Origin of the sequence: Actinophytocola gossypii (assembly GCF_025165815.1) — a bacterium.
Taxonomy (GTDB): domain Bacteria; phylum Actinomycetota; class Actinomycetes; order Mycobacteriales; family Pseudonocardiaceae; genus Actinophytocola; species Actinophytocola gossypii.
Window position 1 is genome coordinate 1 of record NZ_JAFFZE010000001.1, and the last position, 23,634, is coordinate 23,634.

20 protein-coding genes are annotated in these 23,634 nt (G+C 72.8%); 9 read left to right on the forward strand and 11 right to left on the reverse strand.

Going from position 1 to position 23,634, the window contains the following annotated elements; all coding sequences use genetic code 11:
- From JT362_RS00005 to JT362_RS00015, 3 genes are all read left to right on the forward strand, one after another.
- A partial coding sequence (locus tag JT362_RS00005) for a beta-ketoacyl reductase (protein ID WP_260188860.1) occupies window positions 1-1,927 on the forward strand: 1,927 nt, incomplete at its 5' end.
- 12 nt (window positions 1,928-1,939) lie between these two features.
- The gene (locus tag JT362_RS00010) at window positions 1,940-4,150 is read left to right on the forward strand and encodes a type I polyketide synthase (RefSeq protein ID WP_260188861.1); all 2,211 of its coding nucleotides are present in this window, start codon (window positions 1,940-1,942) and stop codon (window positions 4,148-4,150) included.
- Window positions 4,151-4,208: 58 nt separating this feature from the next.
- Window positions 4,209-5,375, forward strand: coding sequence for a pyridoxal phosphate-dependent aminotransferase (locus JT362_RS00015; RefSeq protein WP_260188862.1), 1,167 nt, complete (start codon window positions 4,209-4,211; stop codon window positions 5,373-5,375).
- Between the two features lie 5 nt (window positions 5,376-5,380).
- On the opposite strand, the gene JT362_RS00020 is transcribed toward JT362_RS00015, so the two are convergent.
- The 5 genes from JT362_RS00020 to JT362_RS00040 form a co-directional block, all read right to left on the reverse strand.
- Window positions 5,381-7,132 carry a choline/carnitine O-acyltransferase gene (locus JT362_RS00020; RefSeq protein ID WP_260188863.1) on the reverse strand — a complete coding sequence of 584 codons (1,752 nt, stop codon included), beginning with the start codon at window positions 7,130-7,132 and terminating at the stop codon, window positions 5,381-5,383.
- Window positions 7,129-7,929: a class I SAM-dependent methyltransferase gene (locus tag JT362_RS00025; RefSeq protein ID WP_260188864.1), complete on the reverse strand. Its 801-nt coding sequence runs from the start codon at window positions 7,927-7,929 to the stop codon at window positions 7,129-7,131. The genes JT362_RS00020 and JT362_RS00025 overlap by 4 nt, the downstream gene beginning before the upstream one ends.
- A 14-nt stretch (window positions 7,930-7,943) precedes the next feature.
- On the reverse strand, window positions 7,944-8,771 hold the full coding sequence (locus JT362_RS00030) for a HalD/BesD family halogenase (RefSeq protein WP_260188920.1): 828 nt from the start codon (window positions 8,769-8,771) through the stop codon (window positions 7,944-7,946).
- A gap of 76 nt (window positions 8,772-8,847) precedes the next feature.
- On the reverse strand, window positions 8,848-9,702 hold the full coding sequence (locus JT362_RS00035) for a hypothetical protein (protein ID WP_260188865.1): 855 nt from the start codon (window positions 9,700-9,702) through the stop codon (window positions 8,848-8,850).
- Between the two features lie 65 nt (window positions 9,703-9,767).
- Window positions 9,768-11,129, reverse strand: coding sequence for an NAD-dependent succinate-semialdehyde dehydrogenase (locus tag JT362_RS00040; protein ID WP_260188866.1), 1,362 nt, complete (start codon window positions 11,127-11,129; stop codon window positions 9,768-9,770).
- Window positions 11,130-11,210: 81 nt separating this feature from the next.
- Here JT362_RS00040 and JT362_RS00045 point away from each other — a divergent pair, with 81 nt between their 5' ends.
- Genes JT362_RS00045 through JT362_RS00055 form a run of 3 tightly spaced genes read left to right on the forward strand, consistent with a single transcriptional unit; the run spans window position 11,211 to window position 14,703 of the window.
- The gene (locus JT362_RS00045; RefSeq protein WP_260188867.1) at window positions 11,211-11,999 is read left to right on the forward strand and encodes an MBL fold metallo-hydrolase; all 789 of its coding nucleotides are present in this window, start codon (window positions 11,211-11,213) and stop codon (window positions 11,997-11,999) included.
- Window positions 11,996-12,601 (forward strand): DedA family protein, encoded by a 606-nt coding sequence (locus JT362_RS00050; protein WP_375546422.1) that lies wholly within the window; start codon window positions 11,996-11,998, stop codon window positions 12,599-12,601. Before JT362_RS00045 ends, JT362_RS00050 begins: the two co-directional genes overlap by 4 nt.
- Complete coding sequence (locus tag JT362_RS00055; protein WP_260188868.1) at window positions 12,598-14,703, forward strand: phage holin family protein; 2,106 nt, start codon at window positions 12,598-12,600, stop codon at window positions 14,701-14,703. Before JT362_RS00050 ends, JT362_RS00055 begins: the two co-directional genes overlap by 4 nt.
- Before the next feature lie 27 nt (window positions 14,704-14,730).
- Here JT362_RS00055 and JT362_RS00060 read toward each other — a convergent pair whose 3' ends face one another.
- From JT362_RS00060 to JT362_RS00075, 4 genes are read right to left on the reverse strand one after another with little or no spacing between them, the layout of a single operon-like run.
- Window positions 14,731-15,483, reverse strand: a complete 753-nt coding sequence (locus tag JT362_RS00060) for an ion transporter (RefSeq protein ID WP_260188869.1) — start codon at window positions 15,481-15,483, stop codon at window positions 14,731-14,733.
- 27 nt (window positions 15,484-15,510) lie between these two features.
- Window positions 15,511-17,025 (reverse strand): tripartite tricarboxylate transporter permease, encoded by a 1,515-nt coding sequence (locus JT362_RS00065; protein WP_260188870.1) that lies wholly within the window; start codon window positions 17,023-17,025, stop codon window positions 15,511-15,513.
- A 1-nt stretch (window position 17,026) separates the two neighbouring features.
- Entirely contained in the window at window positions 17,027-17,512 is a 486-nt protein-coding gene (locus JT362_RS00070; RefSeq protein ID WP_260188871.1) for a tripartite tricarboxylate transporter TctB family protein, read from the reverse strand.
- 4 nt (window positions 17,513-17,516) lie between these two features.
- Window positions 17,517-18,524 carry a Bug family tripartite tricarboxylate transporter substrate binding protein gene (locus JT362_RS00075; protein ID WP_260188872.1) on the reverse strand — a complete coding sequence of 336 codons (1,008 nt, stop codon included), beginning with the start codon at window positions 18,522-18,524 and terminating at the stop codon, window positions 17,517-17,519.
- Between the two features lie 90 nt (window positions 18,525-18,614).
- Here JT362_RS00075 and tcuA point away from each other — a divergent pair, with 90 nt between their 5' ends.
- On the forward strand, window positions 18,615-20,063 hold the full coding sequence (gene tcuA, locus JT362_RS00080) for an FAD-dependent tricarballylate dehydrogenase TcuA (RefSeq protein WP_260188873.1): 1,449 nt from the start codon (window positions 18,615-18,617) through the stop codon (window positions 20,061-20,063).
- Window positions 20,060-20,701, forward strand: coding sequence for a GntR family transcriptional regulator (locus tag JT362_RS00085; RefSeq protein ID WP_260188874.1), 642 nt, complete (start codon window positions 20,060-20,062; stop codon window positions 20,699-20,701). The genes tcuA and JT362_RS00085 overlap by 4 nt, the downstream gene beginning before the upstream one ends.
- Here the strand turns inward: JT362_RS00085 and JT362_RS00090 are convergent.
- Window positions 20,698-21,195 carry a MarR family winged helix-turn-helix transcriptional regulator gene (locus JT362_RS00090; RefSeq protein ID WP_260188875.1) on the reverse strand — a complete coding sequence of 166 codons (498 nt, stop codon included), beginning with the start codon at window positions 21,193-21,195 and terminating at the stop codon, window positions 20,698-20,700. The genes JT362_RS00085 and JT362_RS00090 overlap by 4 nt on opposite strands.
- A 35-nt stretch (window positions 21,196-21,230) precedes the next feature.
- On the opposite strand from JT362_RS00090, the gene JT362_RS00095 reads away from it, so the two are divergent.
- A complete protein-coding gene (locus JT362_RS00095) occupies window positions 21,231-22,160 on the forward strand; it encodes an EamA family transporter (protein ID WP_260188876.1) in 930 nt (309 codons plus the stop codon).
- Here JT362_RS00095 and JT362_RS00100 read toward each other — a convergent pair.
- Window positions 22,069-23,634 (reverse strand): hypothetical protein, encoded by a 1,566-nt coding sequence (locus tag JT362_RS00100; protein WP_260188877.1) that lies wholly within the window; start codon window positions 23,632-23,634, stop codon window positions 22,069-22,071. The two genes, JT362_RS00095 and JT362_RS00100, sit on opposite strands and share 92 nt — an antisense overlap.

The following is a 23,634-nucleotide window of genomic DNA, read 5'->3' on the forward strand; positions in this document are numbered from 1 at the left end:
CCACCGCGACAACGGAACCCTCACCACCTTCCTCCGCAACACCACCCACACCCCCACCACCACCTGGCCCACCACACCCACCACCCTCGACCTCCCCACCTACGCCTTCCACCGACAACGCTTCTGGATCGAGCACAGCGGTTCGGCCGGCTCCTGGCGGTATCAGATCGACTGGGACCCGTACGAGCCGACGCCCGCGCTCGCCCAGGGCCACTGGCTCGTCGTCGGTGACCCGGCGCCGGACGTCCTGCACGCACTCACCGAAGCCGGCGTGCGCATCACCGTGGTCGACCTCGACCAGGCCGCCGACACCATCGACGACCACACCGGCGTGCTGTCCCTGCTCACCACCGTCGAGGACACCGTCCGGCTGGTACAGGCACTCACCGGACACCACGTTCCACTGTGGATCCTCACCCGAGGTGCCGAGCAGGACCCGACGCTCGCGGCGATCTGGGGCCTCGGCCGCGTCGTCGGGCTGGAACACCCCGAGCGATGGGGCGGCCTCGTCGACGTCCCCGCCGAACTGGACGCCGCCGCCCTCGTCGCGGTCCTGCACAACCGCGACGGCGAGGACCAGGTGGCTATCCGCCCCGACGGCATCCACGTCCGCCGGCTCGTCCGCGCCGACTCGACCGCCGCGACCAGGTCATGGGCTCCGACCGGCACCGCACTGGTCACCGGCGGCACCGGAGCGCTCGGCGGCCACCTCGCCCGCTGGCTCGCCGAGCGCGGCGCCGAACACCTCGTCCTGGTCTCCCGGCGCGGCCCCGACGCACCCGGCGCCGCCGACCTGGAGGCGGAGCTGACCGCCCTCGGGGTCGGCGTCACCGTCGCCACCTGCGACGTGGCCGATCTCGACGCCCTGTCCGCCCTCGTCGACCGGCTCTCGGACCTCCCGCCGATCCGGACCGTGATCCACGCCGCCGGCGTCGGCAGCCCCGTCCCGGTCGGCGACATCACCCCGGACACCCTCGCCAGGGAACTCGCCCCCAAGGCCGACGGCGTGGACAACCTCGCCCGCCTGCTCGGGCCCGACCTCGACACGTTCGTCCTGTTCTCCTCCGGGGCCGGCGTCTGGGGCAGCGGAACCCTCGCCGGCTACGCCGCCGCCAACGCCTACCTCGACGCCACCGCACACGTCCTCCGCGCCCGGGGCATCCCGGCCACCTCCGTCGCCTGGGGCGCCTGGGCGGGCGACGGCATGGGCGCCGACGAGGTCGGCCGCGAGCTGCGCCGCCGAGGCATCGCCGGCATGGCCCCCACCCGCGCCCTGCACGAGCTGCGCGCAGTGCTCGACCGCGACGAGCCGAACGCGGTGATCGCCGACATCCGCTGGGACCGGTTCGCCCCGGCGTTCGCGTCCCGCCGGGACAGCCCGCTGCTGGCCCGCGTGGTCACCACGCCGGTCGTGTCCGAAGCCCGCACCGACAGCGCACTCCGGACCCAACTGCTCGAACTCGGCGACGCCGACCGGGTGAAGCTGCTCCGGCAGACCGTCCGGCAGCACGCCGCCGCCCAGCTCGGCTACCCGAACCCCACCGACCTCCGGCTCGACGCGACCTTCCAGGAGCTCGGGTTCGACTCCATCGCGGTGGTCGGCGTCAGCCGCAGGCTCACCGAGGCCACCGGCGTCCGGCTCCCCGCCACCGCCGTGTTCGACCACCCGACCCCGGACGCGCTCGCCAGGCACCTGTGCGAACGGATGACCGAGGGCGCCACCCCCGTCGGGCACCCGCTCGACGAGCTGGAGCGCTGGCTCGCCGGCGTCGACCCGGCGGGCGACGAGTTCGCCGACGCGCTGGCCCGCGTCGAGACCATCGCGAACCGGCTGCGCGGCACCCGCTCCACCGCCGACCCGAACCTGGCCGACGCCACCGACGACGAGCTGTTCGACCTCGTCGACGGCGAGCTGGGGCTCCGCTAGGAGGGAAACCCCGTGAGCGAGAACACCGAGAAGCTGCGCGAGTACCTCAAGAAGGCCCTCGCCGAACTCCAGGCCACCCGGGCGCGGGTCCGGGAGCTGGAGGACGCCGCGCACGAACCCGTCGCGGTCGTCGGGATCGGCTGCCGCTACCCGGGCGGCATCGCATCACCCGACGACCTGTGGGAGGTCGTCCGGTCCGGAGTGGACACCGTCGGCCCACCGCCGGCCGACCGGGGCTGGTTCCCGAACGGCGACCAGGTGACGACGCCGGTCGGCGCGCTGCGCCAGCGGGAGGGCGGGTTCCTGTACGACGCGGGCGACTTCGACGCCGGCTTCTTCGGCATGACCGACGAGGCCGCCGTCGCCACCGACCCCCAGCAACGCCTGCTGCTGGAGACCGCGTGGGAGGCCGTCGAGCACGGCGGCATCGACCCGTCGTCCCTGCGCGGCACCCGCACCGGCGTGTTCGTCGGCGCGTTCTACCGGCTCTACGCGCTCACCGCGCAGACCGGCGACGAACCGAACGACAACCTCGTCGCCGGCGTCACCGGCGCGATGACCGCAGGCCGGATCGCCTACGAGCTCGGTCTGGAGGGTCCGTCCGCGACCGTCGACACCGCCTGCTCCGCGTCACTGGTCGCGGTGCACCTGGCCTGCCAGTCGCTGCGACTGGGGGAGAGCGACCTCGCACTCGCCTGTGGCGTCGCGGTGAACGCCACTCCGCACGTGCACACCGACTTCATGCGCTCGGTGGGCCTCGCGCCGGACGGCCGCTGCCGGTCCTTCGCCGCGTCCGCCGACGGCTCCGGCTGGAGCGAGGGCGCCGGTGTCCTGCTGCTCGAACGACTGTCCAGGGCATGCGCCAACGGCCACCGCGTGCTCGGCCTCGTCCGCGGTTCGGCCACCAACCGGTCCGGCTCGGCCAACGGCCTCACCGTGCCGAGCGGTCAGACCCAGCAGCGCACCGTCCGGCACGCACTGGCCGACGCCGGCCTCGGCCTCGACGACGTCGACGTGATCGAGGCCCACGGATCCGGCACCCGCCTCGGGGACGCCATCGAGGCACACGCCATGCTCGCCACCTACGGCACCGTCCGCCGGCCGGGCGATCCGCTGCTGCTCGGCTCGATCAAGTCCAACCTCGGGCACACCCAGTCCGCCAGCGGCATCGCCGGCGTGATCAAGATGATCCAGGCCATGCGGCACGCCGAGGTGCCCGCGACCCTGCACGTCGACGAGCCGTCCCCGGACATCGACTGGTCCACCGGCCGGCTCCGCCTCGCGACCGAGCACACCCCCTGGCCCGACCGGGGCCACCCGCGCCGCGCCGCGGTCACGTCGGTCGGCATCTCCGGCACCAACGTGCACGTCGTCCTGGAACAGGCCCCCGAGCCCGAACCACCCGAGCCGGCCACCCGCACCCTCACCGAGATCCCCTGGCCGCTCTCCGCCAGGACCCCCGAGGCCCTCACCGCCCAGGCCGCCCGCCTCCGTTCGTACCTGGCCGACCACCCCGACCTGGACCCGGTCGACGTCGGCTTCTCGCTGGCCACCACCCGCGCCGCCCTCGAACACCGCGCGGTCGTCGTCGGCCGCGACCGCGGCGAACTCCTCGCCGGCCTGTCGTCCGTCGCGGCCACCGGCCGGGCACGCCCCGACCACGAGGTCGCCTTCGCCTTCGCCGCCGCACCCGAGAACCCGTCCCCAGCGGTCCCGTACCCCGCCTACGCCGAGGCCTTCGACGAGGTCGCCGCCCATGCCGACAAGCACCTCACCACCTCGCTGCGGGACGTCGTCGCCGGCATCGCCACCCCGGACCCAGCGGACCGGCAGGCCGCCGAGCTGTGGCACCTGGCCCACCAGATCGCCCTGCACCGCCTGCTCACCGCCTGCGGCCTGCGCCCGGACACCAGCACCGGCCACGGCACCGGCGAGATCGCGGCCGCCCACGCGGCGGGCGACGTCACCCTCCCCGACGCCGTCCACCTGGTCGCCACCCGAACCCCCGGCGACCCGTCCGCGAGCCCCGCGCTGACCGTCACCCTCACCGCACCGGGAACCCCGCCGGAGACCCTCGCCGGCGGAGTCGTCACCGTGCTGGCCGGGGCGCACCGCCGGGGCGTCACCGTGAACTGGGCACCGGTCTTCGACGGCACCGGCGCGACCCCGGTCGAGCTGCCCACCTACGCGTTCCAGCGCACCCGGTACTGGTGGCCCTCCTGAACCACGGCCGCTTCCGTTACGTATCCAGCCTTGCGCGGGCAGAGCGAACGGAGTCGCCTTGGGACACCACAGCGTGGGCACCGGCCTGTTCCAGCAGACCGCCCACAGCCCGTCGGTCTTCGAGCTGTCCAGACGGATGGGGGAGCAGGGCCGGCGGCTGGTCGACTTCTGCATCCCCTGCAACCCCTACTTCCCGACCCCCGAGATGTTCGCCGAGCTGGCCGACAACCTCGAACACGTGCTGCGGTTCTACCCCAGCGACTCGGCCACCATCGCCGGCGAGCTGGCCCGGCTGCTCGGGCTCAACCCGGCGACGCTCGCCATGGCGAACGGCTCCACCGAGCTGATCACCTGGATGGACCACCTGTGGTTCCGGGAGAGCGTGGCGATCCCGGTGCCGACGTTCGGCCGGTGGACCGACCAGCCGATGGAGACCGGCAAGCGGGTCGACATGTTCCCGCTGCGCGAGCTGGACCGGTTCGCGCTCGACCTCGACGAGTACGTGGCGTTCATCCGTGCCCGCCGGTCCAGGGTCGCGGTGCTGGTCAACCCGAACAACCCCGACGGCGGCTACCTGCCGCGCCGCGACGTGCTGCGGTTCATGGACGAGCTGGTCGACCTCGACCTGGTCGTCGTGGACGAGTCGTTCATCGACTTCGTGGACGCCGAACGGGACCCGTCGGTCGCGACCGACGCGGCGATCCGCTCGAACGTGGTGGTGCTCAAGAGCCTCGGGAAGAACTTCGGCCTGCACGGCGTCCGGTTCGGCTACCTGGTCGCGAACCCCGGCCTGGCCGCCCGAATGCGCCGGACCCTGCCGAAGTGGAACCTCAACTCCCTGGCCGAGACCGTCGTGTTCATGCTCCGCGACCACGGCCTGGAGTACCGGGAGAGCCTGCGGCTGCTCGCCCGTGACCGGTACGCCATGGGCACCCAGCTGGCCCGGCTGCCGGACTTCACCGTGTTCCCGTCCCAGGGCAACTTCCTGCTCGTGAAGCTAGCCCCCGGCGTGGACGGCACCGAACTGCGCGACCACCTGATCAACCGGCACCAGGTGTTCATCCGCGAGTGCGGCAACAAGCTCGGCATGAGCAACCAGTTCCTGCGGTTCGTGGTCCGCCCGCAGGCCGACGTCGCCCGCCTGGTCGAGGGCGTCCAGGCGTTCGGCCGCCAGCAGTGGCCCGACGAGCTCGCCCGCCGCCGCCACGCCGACCGCCCAGCCTGACGCAGTCAGTCCCCGGCGAGCAGGTCCCGCAGCTCGCCGAGGGCCGAGGTCAGCTCGCGGGCGAACGCGTCCATCTGGTCGGCCACGTGCGCCGGGGTGCTGAGGTAGATGTTCAGGTGATCCGGCAGCAGCACGTAGGCGACCCCGATGCACTGCGGACTCGTCGACCCGAACCCGAAGAACTGCACGTTCGCCGACGGCGCCGAACTCGTGCTCAGGTAGTCGTCCCGCATCACGAGCCAACCAGGGCTGCGGTAGAGCGGGTGCGACTCGGTGGCGCCGGCTCGCCTGCCGATCAGGTCCAGCTCCCACAGGTGCTGCTCCGGCGCCGCCCCCGCCTGGCACTCCTTCGCCCGCGCCACGTGCCTCTCCGCGGCCGCCACGAACGCCGCCCGGCGCGTTTCGCGGTCCGCGGCCGGATCGTCCATCGTGGACACGAAGGCCAGCACCTCCGGCGTGACCACCCGCATGGCCTCGGTGCGGCCGTGCCGGAACTGCCGGGTGGCGATCGACTCGTAGGTCGCGCCGGTCAGCCCCTTGGCCCGCCGGTGCGCCAGCTGGTAGGCCAGCTGCACGAACGCGTCCGGCGACATGCCGAGCCGCTTCGCCGTGTCCGCCCCGAACTCCGGGAAGGACAGCGTCTCGGTCGCGGTGGCCGCCCCGTAGTCCGCGAACGACTCGCCCGCCGCGCGGACCACCGCGCGCAGTGGCCCGTCGAGCGTGAACTCGACCGGTGCCACGGCCGGCTGCCCCTGCGCGGCCGGCCGGTCCGACGGCGCCGAGGTCAGCAGCGTGTCGACGAACGCGAGGATCGTGGTCCCGTCCAGGCCGCAGTGCTCCACGTTGATCCCCGCGGTCCCGTCGGCGAACACGACCAGCGAGAACGACTTGTCGTACCAGCGGTTCCCGCTGTTGCCGTACAGCAGCTGGTCGCACGCCTCCTTGGTGCCGGCCGGAGCCACGTCCTCGAGGCACAGGCAGAACAGCGCGCTCTCGACGTCCGCCAGCGCGGCGACGTTCCCCGCGTCGAGCATGGCCTGCCGGGCGTCCGCCCAGTCCGCGCGGGCCATCGTCGTGAGATGCCCCGGCGACGTCGCCGGATCGTCGAGGAACGGGCCCGCCTTCGCGATCGAGCGCAACGCCTCGGCCAAGTCCGCCCGGTCGTACGGCCGGCCCGCGTCGTCCAGCACGTCCAGCCGGAACGGGGTGGCGCGGCAGAACACGACGATGTGCCGGGCGGTGGCCGGGAACGGCGCGTGCACGGTGTCCTGGACCGCGCCCGGGATCCGCGTGGTGCCGAACAGGAACCGCTGCTGGGCCATCGACAGCGGCCGCCCGCGCAGCACCACCGGCGGCACGGCCTCCTCGTCGAGCGCCAGCTTGTAGTCCACCGCCCCGGCGACGAGCGCGGCCGCGCGCTCCACCTGGTCCTGGCCGGAGTCGTGGAACAGGAAGAAGTAGTTGGCGTTCAACGCGATCCGGTCCCGGCGGCCGAGGTAGCGGTAGGCCCAGAAGTCCTCCAGCCAGCTCGGCACGTCCTCGCGCGCGTCGTACCGCTCCAGCGCGGCCTGCTGCTCGTGCGCGGGACTGTCGGGCGCCAGGAACGACGCCACCGCGGCCTCGGTCTCGGCCAGCTGCGCGTCGGTGAGCAGCGGCGCGCACCACTCGAGGAACCGCCTGCCGGTGTCGGCCAGGGTCGGGACGGGCACCCGGGGCAGGTGCTCCTCGTTGCCGAACGTGCGCTGTGACAGGGTCACGTGTGTTCCTCGTGGTCGGTCGGACGGGACAGGTACAGCCGGGCGCAGAGCCAGCCGGCGGTCTCCAGCTCGTGCGGCTCGACGCCGTTGTCTCGCAGGGTATCCAGGATCCGTTCCCGCTCGTCAGCCGAGGCGAACCGCCGCTGCCGGAACACCCCGGCCGTCTCGGTGGTGGCGTAGCCCAGGCCGGTGAGCGCGTCGGCGACCGGCGCGTAGGAGAACATCCGCAGCACGAAGTGCGCCATCCACGGTCGCCGCCCGGGCAGGGCGGCCAGCTGCCCGACGGTCCGCTCGGTGACGTAGCCGACGCAGCCGGTCGAGACCACCAGATCGGCTCCGGCCAGCACGGCGGTCTGGGCGTCGGTCGGCTCGTTCCGCTCCAGGTCCGCGTGCACCGCCTCGTCGAGGAACCCGGCGTCACGCGCGTACGCGAGCGCCGGCCCGGACACGTCCAGGCCGACGAACCGCACCCCGCCCGCGCCGCGCACCAGCCGCCGGTCGCGCTCGATCAGCCCGTCGCGGTCCAGCCCGGCGGCCTCGGTGCCGGTGTAGTGGTCGTAGAGCTGGTCCATGGTCGCCTCGGCCCGCCGCAGCGCGCCGTTCACCCCGTAGGAGCAGCCGACGTCGACCACGGTCGGCTCGGCCACCCCGCGTTCGGCCCGGTACTCCGCGACCAGCTTGGCGAAGTACGGCTTGGCCAGTTGCGGGAGGTGGTAGTCCAGGGCGCGCAGGGCGCGGAAGTACGGGCGCGGGTCTGGCTCGGCGTAGACGTGGTCGAAGGATGCCTTGCCGGTCATACGCGCCTTCCGTCTCAGTCGAGAAGCTGGTCCCCGCGGACCCGGGCTTCGGTGTGCACGGGCAGGGTCCGGCCGAACAGCTGCCTGGTCCGCTCGGCGCTGCCGAGCACGCCGGGCCGCTCGCTGTAGGCGAAGATCGCGGTGTGCCTGGCCCGCTCGCCGCGCACGGTGCTGACCCGGTGCAGGGCGAACCGGCCGCGGAACAACTGCAGGTCGCCCGGCCGCAGCTCCAACCGGCGAACCAGGTGCCCGCCGTCGCCGGCGAGCACGGCCGCGACGTCGTCCAGGTGCTCGTCGTCGGCGGAGCGGATGTTCGGGCAGTACTCGAACACCCCGCCCTCGTCGGCGCGCTGGGTGAGCATGCTGACGGTGAACTCGTTGGTGTCGAAGTGCCACGGGTGCGCCCGCCCCGGCGCGATCACGTTGAGGCACAGGCCGGACAGCGGATCGGCCAGCTCGTGCAACTCGGGCAGCGCGAAGCAGTCGGCCACGAACCGCTGGAACACCGGGCTGGTGTAGAGCCGCTGCACGACCGCGTCCGCCGGGATGTGGTCGCGGGCCACGAACGCGTTCCCGCGCTCCATGACCACCCGCCCCGGGTGCCCGTCGGGCAGTGGGGTGTCGAGCGCGATGTTGTAGGCGTTGACCAGCTCCACGTCGGTGTGCGCCAGCGGCGCGATCCGCGCGCACTCCTCCTCGAGCACCGCCCGCGGCTCCGGACGGACGAAGTCGGGGAGCACACTGCACCCGTGCTCGGCCAGCTCGGCACGGGTGGCGTCGACCACCGCCCGCCACGCCGGCCCGTCCGGGTCCGAGATGGGGTAGCGGTCGGTGTCGACCAGCCCGTCGATGGACACCCGAAAATCCTGGCACAGGACGGTCGAGCCGCGCTCGTGACGCCTCCCACACTCTGGGTAGTCACTCCGTGCTGAACTTCAGCACCGCGGTGCCCGGCTCGATGCCCAGCAGGTGGATCACCACCGTCGTGTCGCCGCTGCTGATCCTCGCCTCGCCGCCGACGCCCAGCGTGGTGCGGCCACTGCCACCGTTCGGGAAGTCGTGCGTCATGGTCACCGTGGACTCGTCCACCGTCACCTGGAACAGGAACTCGCGGACCTGAACCTCGACGGTGCCGGTCAGTTCGACTTCACAGGTCCCGTCCGCGCAGCTGCCGATGTCCGTGCCGTTCTCCGGGGAAGGCACGGGCTCCGGCGGCGCGGACGACGAGGGCGGAGCGAGCGGGGTGCAGGCCGGCGCGAGGTCGTGCACCGTCGCGAACTCCGGATCCTCCCGCACCAGCGTCGCCAGGTCGGGACCCTCCGGCTTGACGGAGCCGATCAACTCCACGATCCGCTTCACCTTCCCGGCCGCTTGCGCGAGCCGGGTCACCTCGGGCGCGATGCCGGTCAACGCGTCGGCCAGGCTCGTCGCGTACCGGTCGGCGGCGTCGAATCCGACACTCGTCTCAACCAGCGTCCCGAACTGGTCGGCCAGCCCGGACACGTTGTCGGCGACGAAGGTGAGGTAGTGGTCGGTCTCGTACGGCGTGAAATCGTCGGGCGGGCCGGTGACCAGGTCCTCGCCCCGGGCCTGCTCGGCCGTGAGTTGGGAGGTGGCCGAGCACAGCGAGTCGGCCCACAGCACCTGTTCCCGGTTCGGCGGCTCGGGTGGCTCGCTGGTTTCCGCGGGCTTCGCGCCCGGTCCGGCTGTGCGCGACACACATCCGCCGAGCAGCAGGAGGGCCACGACGAGGGGCAGCACACGGGTCGACACCCCGGCCACGCTACGGCGGGACCACCGGGACCGGTCCCGTGCTGGCCGGGACCGGTCACCGGGCGCTACAGCCGGATCGCCTTCCGGTTCATGAACTCCTCGATGCCCGCCGCGCCCAGTTCGCGGCCGATGCCGGAGCGTTTGATCCCGCCGAACGGCAGATCGGCCACCGAGCCGCCGGCCCGGTTGAGGTACACCATGCCGGCCTCGATCCGTTCGGCCACGCGGCGCAGCCGTTCCGGGTCGGTGCCCCACACGCTCGCGCCGAGACCGAACGGCGAGTCGTTGGCGATCTCGATCGCCTCCTCCTCGGTCTCCGCGCGGAACACCACCACGACCGGGCCGAAGATCTCCTCGTAGTAGGCGTCCATCTCGCGGGTCACGTCGGTCAGCACGGTCGCCTCCAGGTAGGCGCCCGGCCGCTCGATCCGCCGTCCGCCGGCCCGCAGCGTCGCACCCTGCTCGACCGCCTTCGCGACCTGGCCCGCGACCTCGTCGGCGGCCGCCTCGGACGCCAGCGGCGGGAGCTTCGTGGCCGGGTCGGCCGGGTCACCCGGCTGGAAGAAGTCGGTGACGTGCTTGGACAGCCGGTCGACGAAGTCGTCGTACAGGTCGGCCAGCACGATCATCCGTTTCGGTGCGTTGCAGGACTGGCCGCAGTTGCGCATCCTGGCGGTCGCGGTGTCCTTGACCGTCTGGTCCAGGTCGGCGGAGTCCAGCACGATCAGTGGGTCGGAGCCGCCCAGCTCCAGGACCGTCTTCTTCAGGTGCTTGCCGGCCTCCTGCGCCACCGAGATGCCGGCGTTCTCGCTGCCGGTGAGCGAGACGCCCACGATCCGCGGATCGGCGAGGATCGCCGGGATCTGCCGGCTGGACGCGTAGACGTTGGCGTAGACGTCCGCCGGCACGCCCGCGTCGTGCAGGACCCGCTCGATCGCCGCCGCCGAGCGGGGGCAGATCGAGGCGTGCTTGAGCAGGATCGTGTTGCCCAGCACCAGGTTCGGCGCCACGAACCGGGCAACCTGGTAGCACGGGAAGTTCCACGGCATGACGCCGAGCAGCGCGCCGATCGGCTGCTTGACGATCACCGCGTCGCCGCTCTTGAGCGCCAGCGGCTCGTCGGCGAGCAGTGTGGCCGCGTGCTCGGCGTAGTAGCGGAAGATGTCGACAACGACGCCGACCTCGCCCCGGCCCTCGTTGATCCGCTTGCCCATCTCCAGCGTCATGATCTCGGCCAGTTCGTCGGCGCGCTCGGCGAACAGTTCGGCGGCCCGTGCCACGATCCGCGCCCGCTCGGCGACCGGCCGCCGCCGCCACGACGAGTACCCGCGGTGTACGCGCTCGATCGCGGCGCGGACCTCCTCGTCGGTCGCGTTCGGGATCTCCTCGACCAGGTCGCCCGTCGCCGGGTTCGTGAGAGTGTACATGGACGCATACTGTATACACTTTGCCGGCGCTTGCGAAGGCGCGCGCTGCCGCCCCGTCCGCATGTTGGAATACTCGCGGGCGTGGTCGGTCTCGGGATGCGGTTCGTCGGACACTCCACCGTGCGGGTGGGCATCGGCGGACGAGTGCTGCTCACCGACCCCGTGCTCACCGACCGGGTTGGGGCGCTACGCCGGGTCACCCGCTCCTGCACCGCCGACGACCGCGCGGGTGTGGAGTTCGTCCTGCTCTCCCATCTGCACGGCGACCACCTGCACCTGCCGTCGCTGCGGCTGCTCGGGCCGGACGTGCTGGTCGTCGCCCCACGCGGCGCGGGCGCCTGGCTGCGCGCCAAGGGCGTCCGCCGGGTCCACGAGCTCGCGCCCGGCGAGGAACTGGTCGACGGCGACCTGCGGGTGACCGGCGTGCCCGCCGAGCACTCCGGCCACCGGTGGGGGCCGCACTCCACCCGGGGCCCGCAGGCCCAGGCGATGGGCCACCTCGTCGAGGTCGGCGACACCACCGTCTACGCCGCGGGAGACACCGACCTGTTCCCCGGCATGGCCGACCTGCCCCGCCCGGACGTCGCCCTGCTGCCGGTGTGGGGCTGGGGACCCAACCTCGGGCCCGGTCACCTCAACCCGGTCCGCGCCGCCGAGGCCGTGCGGCTGTTACGCCCCCGGGTCGCGGTGCCCGTGCACTGGGGCACCCTCGCGATCGCCGGCCTGCCCAGGGCACCCGGCCCGATGGGCGCCCGGATGCGGCGACTCCTGGTCGACCCGCCACACGAGTTCGCCGCCGCGGTCGCCGCCCTCGACCTGCCGACCCGGGTCGCGGTCACCCACCCCGGCGAGGACGTGGCACTCGGATGAACGCGATGGACTGGACGAACCCGCAGGCCATCGGGTACCCGGTGCTGTTCGGCGGCGTCCTGCTCGGCTCACTGGTACCGCTGGTGCCGACCGGCGCGCTCGTCGGCGCTGCCGCCGCGATCGCGACCAGCACCGACCACCTGAACCTCGTGCTCGTGCTGCTGCTGTCCACCGTGGGCGCGCTCGTCGGCGACCTGGCCACCTTCGCCGCCGGCCGCGGCGGTGCCGGCCTGGTCTCCCGCTGGGTCACCCGCCGGCAGACCGAGCGCCGGCTGAATACCGCGCGGGACCAGTTCACCCGGCGCGGCTGGCTGCTCGTCGTCGTCGGCAGGCTGACACCCGCCGGCCGGATCCCGGTGCTCCTGGCCGCCGGCGCACTGTCGTACCCGTGGCGGCGGCTGCTGCCCGCGGCCGTCGCGGCGTGCGTGCTGTGGGCCGTCGCGTACGCCGCACTCGGTGTGCTCAGCGGCGGGCTTTTCGACAACCCGCTGGTCGCGACGTTGATCGCGGCCGTGCTGGTGCTCGTGGTCACCGCCGTACTCGCGTTGATCGGCCGGCACCGGGAGCGCGGCCAGGAGGTCGCGGCGGGGGAGCGGCGGTGACCGGGGAGGACCGCGGCCGGCTGCTGCGCGGCGGGCGGCTGATCGCCCGGCTGATCCTGGTCTGGGTGCTGGTCGCGGTCGCGCTGCACCTGCTCGACCTGGGGCTCGAGGACTTCGCGATGTCGGCGTGGTGGCAGCCGACGGTGTTCGCGGTGCTGTACGGCGTGCTGATCGCGGTGGTGTGGCCGCTGATCCTGCGGGTCGCGCTGCCGGTCGCCGTGTTCACCCTCGGTCTCGGTTCGTTCGTGCTGCTCGGCGCCGGCCTGATCGCCATCTCGTTCGCGGTGCCCGGCGTGATGATCGCGAACCTGCGCACCGCCATGGTCGTGGTGCTGGTCGTGTCCGCGGTGGGCGCGGTGGTCAGCAGCATGCTCGCGCTCGACGAGGACGAGCTGTTCTTCCGACGCGCCGCCCGCAGGCTCCGCCGGGGTGAGGGCCGCGACGTCGAGGGGCCGCCCGGCGTGCTGCTCCTGCAGATCGACGGCCTCGGCCACGACACCGTGCGCCGTGCGGTCCGCGACGGCGACCTGCCGACGCTCGCCCGCTGGCTCGCCGAGGGCAGCCACGTGCTGACCGACTGGCACTGCGACTGGAGCTCGCAGACCGGGGCGAGCGTGTGTGGCCTGCTGCACGGGTCCAACGACGACATCCTCGGCTTCCGCTGGTACGAGAAGGACCGCGACCACGTGATGGCGTGCGCGAACCCCGCGGACGCCGCCGAGATCGAGCGCCGCCACTCCGACGGCCGGGGCCTGCTCGCCGGCGGCGGTGCCGCGCGCGGCGGCCTGTTCACCGGCGACGCCACCCACGCCAGCCTCACGATGAGCGCGGTGCCGCTGCTCACCCCGGCGAGTCCGCGCCGCGCCGGCAACCGGTCGGCCGAGGGCTACTACGCCTACTTCGCCAACCCCGCGAACCTCGTGCGCACGATCGGTGCCGCGCTCGTCGACGTGCTGCGCGAGATCGTCGCCGCGGCTCGTCAGCGCCGTGCGGGCGTGCACCCCCGCGTCCGCCGCGGCGGCTTCTACCCGTTCGCCAGGGCCGGGACCACGGTGATCGCGCGGGACCTGGTGGTGTCCGCGATCATCGGCGACATGCTCGCCGGCCGCCCGGTGGTCTACGCGGACTTCCTCGGCTACGACGAGGTGGCCCACCACACCGGCATCGAGCGGTTCGACGCGCTGGCCGTGATCCGGTCGATCGACCAGCAGATCGGCCGGCTGCACCGGGCCGCCCAGCTCGCGCCGCGCCGGTACGAGCTGGTGGTGCTGTCCGACCACGGTGTGACGCAGGGCTGGGCGTTCACCGACCGCTTCGGCGAGTCGATCGAGACACTGGTCGGCCGCCTCTGCGGCGCACCGTCCAAACCGGACGGCCGAACGAAGGCGAAACCCGTCAACAACTGGCAGTTCGGCGCCGCGATGGCGAGTGCCTCCGGCGCCGGACCGATCGCCAGAGCCCTCCGCGCCCGAGCCGCACGCCTCGAATCCGGCCCCGAACGCCACCGTGCCCCCGGCGGCGAACCAGGTGCCGTCGCCCGGGTCGCCCCCGGCGTCGTCGTGGTCGTGTCCGGTCATGTGGCGATGGTCTCGTTCACCGAGCACCCCGGCAGAGTCGAACTCGAGACGATCGAGCGTGAGTTCCCCGACCTGTTACCCGCGCTGGTGGACCACCCCGGCGTCGGCTTCGTGCTCGTCCGCACCGCCCGAGGCCCGATGGTCCTGTCCCGCGACGGCGCCCGCCGCCTCGACGACGACACGGTGTCCGGTGTGGACCCCCTGGCCTGCTACGGCCCGCACGCCGCCGACCTGATCCGCCGCACCGACGGCTTCGCGCACTGCCCCGACCTGGTGATCAACAGCCGCTACTCACCGGCCACCGACGACGCCTCCCCGTTCGAGCCCCACGTCGGCAGCCATGGCGGCCTCGGTGGCGGCCAGTCCCGCGGCTTCCTGCTCTACCCGGCCGGCCTGCCCGACCCGGGCGAGATCGTCGGCGCCGAGGCCCTGCACCACGTCGTCCGCGGCTGGCTCACCGGCCTCGGCCACCTCGAGCCGGAGCGAACGGACCGCGAGGTCAGCGAGCAAGCTGGTCACAGGTAGCGGCGGAACCGGCTCACCAGGTCGTCATCAAGTTTCCCTGGCCTCGACCGCCGCGCGGATCTGGTCGAGGTTCTCGCGCAGGGAGTCGGAGATCATCTCGTCGGTGCGGGGGTCGGCGAGCATCTCGAGTACCACCCGGATCGTGGTGTCGGTGATCGCGCCGACTATGTCGTCGTGGAAGGGGAGGAGTTTCAGGCGGCCGGCGGCGGGGTCGGCCCTGATCTTGTCGAGCACCAGTTGGCGTAGTTCGGTCTGGTTCTCCGCGAGTGCGCGGGAGATGTTCTTGGCGTAGTGGCCGGTGCGCAGTACGGCGCCCACCTCGTCGAGGACCGCGACGGTGACCGGCTTCTTCAGCACCGCGATCACCGAGCCGAGGAACCGGTTCACCAGACGCTGGGTCACGGCGTCGCCGACGGTGCGGTCTACCGCGCGACCCAGCCTGGCCAGCAGCACGATCACGCGGAGCAGCCGGAACGCCCGCAGCGCCGGATGCGACACCGGGATCATCCCGACGATCTCGAACCAGTTCCGGCCGAGGAACCGCCAACCCCAGCCACCCGCGCGCCAGCGCCAGACGAACTCGACGAGGAACACCGCGCAGATGCCGACGTCGATCGTGAACAGCAGGTCCCGCGTCTCCGGCCGAAGGTCGGCCACCCACGCCCAGACCAGCATGCCGACCGACACGACGGCGAGCAGCAGCATCACCCAGTCGACGGTCCGCACCCGATGCCGCCGGCTGGGCACCTCCGCGCCGCCGTACGGCTGGCTGTCCGGCACGCGGGCACCTCCCGTGGACGGCCGACGTCAGTCCGCGAGCGTACGCGCCGTCTCCCGATCGCGCCTGCGACGCAGCACCGGCAGGACGATCGAGGCGACCAGCGCGATCCCGACCACGACCCACAGCACGATCGTGATCGCACCGGAGAACAGGATCGACGGGTCGCCTTCGGACAACGTGAGCGCCCTGCGCAGTTGCTGTTCGGCGATCGGGCCCAGGATCAGGCCGACCACCGCCGGGGCCACCGGGATGCCGCCCTGCCGCATCAGCAACCCCAGCAAGCCCAGCCCGACGAGGACGAGCAGGTCGACCGTCGTCCCGCCGGCGGCGAACGTGCCAAGGGTCGCGAACACCAGTACCCCGGCGTAGATCCCGTACGCCGGAATCGTCAGCAGCCGGGCCCACACCTTCGCCAGCGGCAGGTTCAGCACCAGCAGCATGATGTTGCCGATGTAGAGGCTCGCGATCAGCGTCCACACCAACGGCCCCGACTCGCTGAACAGTTGCGGTCCCGGTTGCAGCCCGTAGGACTGGAACGCGGTCAGGATCACCGCCGCGGTCGCGGACGTCGGCAGGCCGATGGTCAGCAGCGGCACCAGCACACCGGCCGCCGCCGCGTTGTTCGCCGCTTCCGGACCGGCGACGCCCTCGATGGCGCCGTGGCCGAACTCCTCGGGATGCTTGGACAGCTTCTTCTCGGTGGCGTAGCTGAGGAACGTCGGGACCTCGGCGCCACCGGCCGGCAGCGCCCCGATCGGGAAGCCGAACGCGGTTCCCCGCAGCCACGCCGGCCACGAGCGCCGCAGGTCCGAACGGGACATGACCGCACGCTCCCGCAACGGCTGCACCGTGGTCCCACCGGTGCCGGTCACCAGGTGCCCGAACGCCTCGCTCAGCGCGAACAGGGCGATCACCACGATCACCACGTCGATGCCGTCGAGCAGGGCGTCGACCCCGAACGTCAACCTCGGCTGGCCGGTCTGCGAGTCGATTCCGATCAACCCGATCGTGACGCCGACCAGCAGGCTCGCCACGCCCTTGAGCAGGCTGCGGCCGAGCAGCGCGCTGACCGTCACGAACGCCACCGCCATCAGCGCCACGTACTCCGGCGGGCCGAAGCTCGTCGCGAAGTCGGCGACCAGCGGCGCCACGAACGTCAGCGCGACCGTGCCGATCGTCGCCGCGACGAAGCTGCCGAGGGCGGCCGTCGCCAGCGCGGCGGCCGCTCGGCCCGCTCTGGCCATCTTGTTGCCCTCGAGCGTGGTGATCATCGCCGCGCTCTCACCCGGGGTGTTCAGCAGGATCGCCGTCGTCGAGCCGCCGTACATGCCGCCGTAGTAGATGCCGGCGAACATGATCAGCGCGCTCTCCGGGGTCAGCCGGAAGGTGATCGGCAGCAGCAGCGCCACGGTCAGCGCCGGGCCGACACCCGGCAACACGCCGACGGCCGTGCCGATGGTGACGCCGATCAGCGCCCACAGCAGGTGTTCCGGCGTCACCGCCGCCGCGAAGCCGTCGAGGAGCAGTCCGAACGAGTCCATCTCAGAACCCCCACGGGCCGGACGGCAGGCTCAGCCCGATGAGCCGGTCGAACACCAGGAACACGATCGCGGCCAGCGCCCAGCCGTAGGCGACCGACCGCAACAGGCTCGGCGCGCCGAGCAGCGTCGCCGAGGCCGCGAACAGGGCGGCCGAGGTCACCACGTACCCGAGCAGGGGCAACAGCAGCGCGAACGCCACCAGCGCGACCACCATGCCGAGCACCCGCAGGCCCGCCCTCGGCTGCGCTTCCGAGGCGCCCGCGGTGGCGAACTGCGTCCTGGCCTGCACCAGCAGCGCCGCGCCGACCACGCCGAGCAGCACGCCCACCGGCAGCGGCACCGCCGCCGGGCCGACCGCCTCCGCGGTCTCCGGCAGCCGAACGGCGTCCACGATCACCAGCACGGCGGCCACCAGCATCACCGCGCCGAACCCCGCGGACGCCAGCACGGAATGCCGGTCGGGAGTCTCCTGTGGAGTGTCGCTCACGTCGTCACCCCAATCCGATCTCGGCGAGTACCTGGGCCACCCGGTCCTGTTCGGACCGGACGAAGTCCTCGAACTCCTCGCCGGCCAGCGTCGCGTCGCCCCAGCCGCGGGCCTCAAGCGCGTTCCGCCAGGACTCGGTCTCGGTCATGTCCAGGATCAGCTCCTCCAACACCCGCTCCTGCTCGTCGCTGATCCCGGCCGGTGCGACGACCCCGCGCCAGTTCTGCAGCTCCACGTCCATGCCGGTCTCGCGCAGCGTCGGCACGTCGGGCAGCGCGTCGAGCCGGTCCGGGCTGGACACCGCGAGCGCCCGGACCGAGCCGGCCTCGATCTGCGGCAGGATCTCCGACAGCCCGGAGATGGCGATCGTGGATCGCCCGGACAGCAGCGTGCTGAGCATCTCGCCGCCGCCGGAGTGCGCCACATAGCTGACCCGCGCGGGATCGGCGCCGACGGCCTTGGCCATCAGGCCGGCGAGGATGTGCTCCGCGCCGCCGGCCGAGCCCCCGGCGATCGACACAGCGGGCAGGTCGGTGCGCATCGCCTCGGACAGACCGGCCATGTCGGTGAGCTCGGAGTCGGCGGGCACCACGATCACCTGGTAGTCGGTGGTGAGCCGGGCCAGGGGAGTGGTGTCGTTCAGCGAGTGCTCCGCGTTGTTCGCCACGACCGCGCCGACCATGATCAGCCCGGTGGCCATCAGCTGGGTCGGGTCGCCGTCGAACCGGACGAACTGGCTGAGCCCGATCGTGCCGCCGGCGCCGGAGACGTTGTAGACCTCGGTACGGCCGATCAGCTCCCGCAGCCCCGCCTGCATCTCGCGCGACGTCTGGTCCCAGCCGCCACCGGGCGAGGCGGGCGCCATGATCCGCAGCTGCTGGTCGTCGAGCACGTCCCGTGCGGTCGAGCCGGCATGACTCTCGTCGGGCGCGGTGACCACGATCGCGACCGTCGCCAGCACCGCGACCGCGGCGGGCAGCCACTGCCGCGCACGCCGTCGTGCGTGTTCCATCGAACGTCCTCCGGTCGATGTGCTGTCTGTCGACATTTGTATACAGTGGTTGCCGGAGACACACAAGAACGTGCGCGGGAGCGGAGGGTCATGGACGCCGAAGTGGTGGTCGTCGGTGGGGGGAACGCGGGCTTCTGCGCGGCGCACGCGGCGGCCGAGCGCGGTCGGCGGGTGCTGCTGCTGGAGAAGGGCGAGCCGGACGCCGCGGGCGGCAACAGCTACTACACCGCGGGCGCCTTCCGGATCGCGCACGGTGGGTTCGCCGAGGTGGCCGACCTGCTCGACCCCGACGACCGGCACGAGCACACCGTCCTGCCGCCGTACCCGACCGAGGAGTTCACCGCCGACATGGCGAAGGTGACCGGCGGCCGCAACGACCCCGCGCTCACCGGCACCCTCGTCGCCGGCAGCCAGGACGTGCTCCGCTGGCTGCACGGCAAGGGTCTGCGGTTCCGGCTCATGTACGAGCGGCAGGCCTACCCCGACGCCAACGGCAGCCAGGTGTTCTGGGGCGGCCTCACCGTCGGCAGCACCGGCGGCGGCAAGGGTCTCATCGAACAGCACACCGCCGCCGCGCGCACCGCCGGCATCGACGTCCGCTACGGCGCCGCCGCCACCGGCCTGGTCGTCGAGGACGGGCGGGTCGCCGGCGTGACCCTGGCCGACGGCACCGCGGTGCGCGCCGAGTCGGTCGTGCTCGCGGCCGGCGGGTTCGAGGCCGACCCCGCACGGCGTGCCGAGCACCTCGGCGAGGGCTGGCGGCGCGCCAAGGTCCGCGGTACCCCCCACAACACCGGCGACATGCTCGACGCCGCGTTCGCCGTCGGCGCGGCCCGGCACGGCGACTGGAGCACCTGCCACAGCGTCGCCTGGGACGCCTGGTTCCCCGGCAACGAGAGCAACCGGGAGTTGACCAACCAGCTCACCCGAGGCGGCTACCCGCTCGGCATCGTGGTCAACGCCGCCGGTGAGCGGTTCCTCGACGAGGGCCGGGACTTCCGCAACTACACCTACGCCGAGTACGGCGCCCGCATCCTCGAACAGCCCGGTGGTGTGGTGTTCCAGCTGTTCGACGCCACCACCCGGCCGCTGCTGCGCACCGAGGAGTACGACATGCCCGGCGCGTCGGTCGTCGTCGCCGACGGCCTCGACGAACTCGCCGCCGCCACCGGAACGGACCCGGCGGGCCTCGCGCGGACGGTCGCCGAGTTCAATGCGGCCATCGACCGGTCGGTGCCGCTGGACATCGCGGTCAAGGACGGCCGGGTCGCGGACGTCACGCCGCCGAAGTCCAACTGGGCCATCCCGCTGGAGACCCCGCCGTACTACGCGTTCCCGGTGACCTGTGGGATCACGTTCACCTTCGGCGGCCTGCACGCCGACACCGACGGCCGGGTGCTCGACACCGCGGGCGCCCCGATCCCCGGCCTGTTCGTCTGCGGCGAGATGCTCGGTGGCCTGTTCAGCGGCAACTACCCGGGCGGTACCGGCCTGACCTCCGGTGCGGTGTTCGGCAGGCGGGCGGGCACGCTGGCATGACCGACGCCAGATCCGTCTACCAGAAGCTGCGCGACGAGATCGCGGCCGGTGCCCTGCCGCCCGGCAGCCCGCTGCGGGAGATCCCGCTGGCCGAGCGGTTCGGCGTCTCGCGCACCCCGATCCGCGAGGCACTGCGCCGCCTGGAGCAGGACCGGCTGCTGGTGCCCGGCGACCGGGGCATGGTGGTCCGCGCGATCGACCCGCACGAGGTGGTGCAGGTCTACGACATGCGCGTACTCCTGGAGGCGGAGGCCGCCGCGCAGGCCGCCCGCGACCGCCGCCCGGCCGACCTGGTCCGCCTGGAGGGCCTGCTGGCCCGGGACCGCGGCCTGACCGACCCCGACGACGCCACCCGCATCCGCACCAACCTCGAGTTCCACGCCGCGCTGTGGCAGGCGACCCACAACCCGGTGCTGGTCGACCTGCTGGAGCGGCTCACCGTGCACCTGGTGCACGCGCCCCGCTCGACCCTGTCCGTCGACGACCGCTGGTCGCACGCCCTCGACGAGCACGCCCGCCTGGTCGACGCGGTCCGCGACCACGACGAGGCGGCCGCCCGCGCGGTCGCCGCCGAGCACATGGCCACCGCCCGCGAGATCCGCCTGCGCCTGCTCCGCGACGCGGCCGCCGGCGGCTAGCGCGGGGACTCGAACCTGGCCAACCACGTGGTGAGCAGGGCCTCCAGCTCGGCGGCCTGCTCCTCGGTGAGCTCGGCGAGCAGGCGCCGCTCGTTGTGCATGTGCTCGGTGAACGCCCGGTCGATCAGCTCGCGGCCGGCCATGGTCAGCGCCACCACCCGGCCGCGGCCGTCCCGCGAGCTGCGGCGCCGCGTCACCAGGCCGTCGCGCTCCAGCCGGTCGAGGCGCTTGGTCATCGCGCCGGTGGTGACCATCGTGTGTTGGGCCAGCTCGCCGGGAGCGCGCTCGTAGGGGGCGCCGGCCCGCCGCAGCGTGGCCAGCACGTCGAACTCGCCCTCGGCCAGCCCGTGCCGCCGGTACACCACGCACAGCTGCTCGGTGAGGTGCCCGGCGAGCCGGTGCAGCCGGCCGATGACGCCCTGCGGGCGGACGTCGAGGTCGGGGCGTTCGCGGCCCCACTCGGCCTGGATCCGGGCGACGTGGTCGAGTGCCATGCCAGGTAGCTTACCGAGAAGCTATATTGGCTTCCGTGGAAGCTACTTTGCGGTGGGCGCTGGTCACGGCGGTCGCACCGGTCGCCTGGGGCTCGAACTACTTCGTCACCCACGAGTACCTTCCCGCCGGCCATCCGTTCTACGGCGGCCTGCTGCGCGCGCTGCCCGCCGGCCTGGTGCTGCTCGCCGTGTGCCGCCGGCTGCCGGCCGGCGTGTGGTGGTGGCGGTCGCTCGTGCTCGGCGTGCTGAACGTCGGCGCGTTCTTCGTGCTGATCTACGTCGCCGCGACCCTGCTGCCGACCAGTGTCGCGGCCACCGTGATGGCCACCTCGCCGGTGGTGATGATGGCGTTCGCCTGGCTGGTGCTCGCGCAGCCGCCCCGGGCCGCGCAGCTCGCCGGCGCGGGCATCGGGCTCGGCGGCGTCGCGCTGCTGCTGCTCACCGGGCTGACCGCGGTCGACGTGCGCGGCGTGCTGGCGTCGGCCGGCGCGATGGTCATGTCCTCGCTCGGCTACGTGCTGGCGAAGAAGTGGAGCACCGGGGTCGACGTGCTGTCGCTGACCTCCTGGCAGCTGGTCGCCGGCGGACTCGCGCTGCTCCCGGTCGCCGTGCTGGTCGAGGGCGCGCCGCCGGCGCTCGACGGTCCGGCCGTGCTCGGGTTCGGCTACGTCGCGGTGGTCGCGACCGCGCTCGCGTTCGCCGCCTGGTTCACCGGGCTGCGGCACCTCGACGCCGGCACGGTCGGGCTCGTCGGCCTGCTGAACCCGGTCACCGGGGTGCTGCTCGGCACGGTCGTCGCCGCCGAGGTGCTCAGCGCGCGGCAGTGGGCCGGCCTGCTGCTGGTGCTCGGCGGCATCGTGCTGGGCAGCTGGGTCACCCGGCCGGACCGCACGCGACCAGCTTCGGGCCGGCCACGATGTGGCAGAGGTCCCCGACCCGCTCGGACGCTCGCTCCCGGTCGGTGAGGCTCGGGTACCGCAGCACCGGGATCGGCTTGCCACCGGGCACTCCGGTGCCCTCGTCCTTCCTGCCGTCGCTGAACTCCAGCGTTCCACTCGCCCCGGTCACGACGAACTCGCCGTTGAGGTTGAGCAGCTGGCCGCGGACCCGCTCCGGCGTCAGGTACGACGCGGCGCCGTTCGGCGCGGCGAGGCGGATCGCGCGGGCGGCGGTCAGCAGCGCGTCGTGGACCATGATCGCGCCGCCGTCGAGCAGGTGGTTCGCCGGGAAGTGCCGCACGAACGCCCCGTGGAAGTCCGGATAGCCGACGGGTGTTCCCGGTTCCTCGCCGCTCCACCCGAGCGGATCGACGGTCGCCGCGTTGAGGATCGTGAGCTTCGCCGCCCGCAGGTCCAGGTCGGGATCGGCCAGCACCTTGCCCAGTTCAAGGCCCGCGGTCAACAGGGTCAGCGGCGTCTCCCGGCAGGTACGGTTCCGCAGCGACCGGAGCAGGTCGCCGAGGTCGATCTCCCGGCCCGCGTAGAGCACCGCGCGGTTCCCGTCCGCCGCGGACGCGCAGATGTTGGCCTGCACGCCGGCGAACAGGCTCGGGGTGGAGTCGCCCGAGGCGGACTTGCCGGTGAACTGCTGGGTCCGGTAGCGCGAGATGACCTTCTCCATCTGCTCCTCGAACTCCTCCTCGAGCGACCTGGTGTAGAGGTCGATGCCCTCCTCGGAGTTCGAGTCGCGGACCATGATCGCTGTGTCGAGGCCCTCGATCCGCATGTGGTGGCGCAGCGCGGCGACGTAGTGCCGGTTGCTCGGCGACGTCTTGATCAGACCGGAGATCGCGTCGTGCTCCAGGTCGTCGGCGGTGAGCACGGCACCGACCATCGGGATGTCGCTGTCGGCCAGGTCCTCGGCCTGCTCCCGGGTGCGCGCGGTGCTCACGCCCAGGCCGACGACCGCGAGCAGCGGGTGCTCCTCGGCGACGCTGAGCTCCCGCAGCCGGTCGAGGACGTGCGTCCACTGGTCGTCGGTGTCGCCCTGGTTGGCGAGCAGGAGCTGGATTCGCGGGTTCGGATCGCCGGCGACGTGCGAGGTGTTGACCCGCCGCTGCGCGGTGTACGCCCCCTCCAGCCGGTTGCGCACCGACGTCAGCGGCAGCGCGCTCGTCTCGGTGGGGGTCAGCGGGTCCAACAGCGCCACCGAGACGTAGCCACCCTCGTCCCGCACCCGGGCGTTCTCCTCCTCGATCCGCCCCAGGACGTCCGCAAGCTCCGGATGGAACACGTAGGAGCCGTCGTTGACGCCGACACAGGTCCCGTCGATGTCCTGCACCCCCGAGTCGAGCGACCCGCAGGCACCCGAGACCGTCACCACGCCCCACACCCCGGCCGCGGCCAGCACCACGGCCACCGTGGCAAGTGCCATTCGTCTGCGCATGCGGCGCCTGCGCAGCATCGACGTCTCCGGCGGAACGATCCCCTGATCGGTCAT

Excerpts from the sequence above, each read along its gene's own strand:
- JT362_RS00025 (WP_260188864.1), bottom strand. The coding sequence starts at position 7,929 with ATGACCGGCAAGGCATCCTTCGACCACGTCTACGCCGAGCCAGACCCG.
- JT362_RS00040 (WP_260188866.1), bottom strand. The coding sequence starts at position 11,129 with ATGTACACTCTCACGAACCCGGCGACGGGCGACCTGGTCGAGGAGATC.
- JT362_RS00050 (WP_375546422.1), top strand. The coding sequence starts at position 11,996 with ATGAACGCGATGGACTGGACGAACCCGCAGGCCATCGGGTACCCGGTG.
- JT362_RS00065 (WP_260188870.1), bottom strand. The coding sequence starts at position 17,025 with ATGGACTCGTTCGGACTGCTCCTCGACGGCTTCGCGGCGGCGGTGACG.
- JT362_RS00075 (WP_260188872.1), bottom strand. The coding sequence starts at position 18,524 with ATGGAACACGCACGACGGCGTGCGCGGCAGTGGCTGCCCGCCGCGGTC.
- tcuA (WP_260188873.1), top strand. The coding sequence starts at position 18,615 with ATGGACGCCGAAGTGGTGGTCGTCGGTGGGGGGAACGCGGGCTTCTGC.
- JT362_RS00085 (WP_260188874.1), top strand. The coding sequence starts at position 20,060 with ATGACCGACGCCAGATCCGTCTACCAGAAGCTGCGCGACGAGATCGCG.
- JT362_RS00090 (WP_260188875.1), bottom strand. The coding sequence starts at position 21,195 with ATGGCACTCGACCACGTCGCCCGGATCCAGGCCGAGTGGGGCCGCGAA.
- JT362_RS00100 (WP_260188877.1), bottom strand. The coding sequence starts at position 23,634 with ATGACCGATCAGGGGATCGTTCCGCCGGAGACGTCGATGCTGCGCAGG.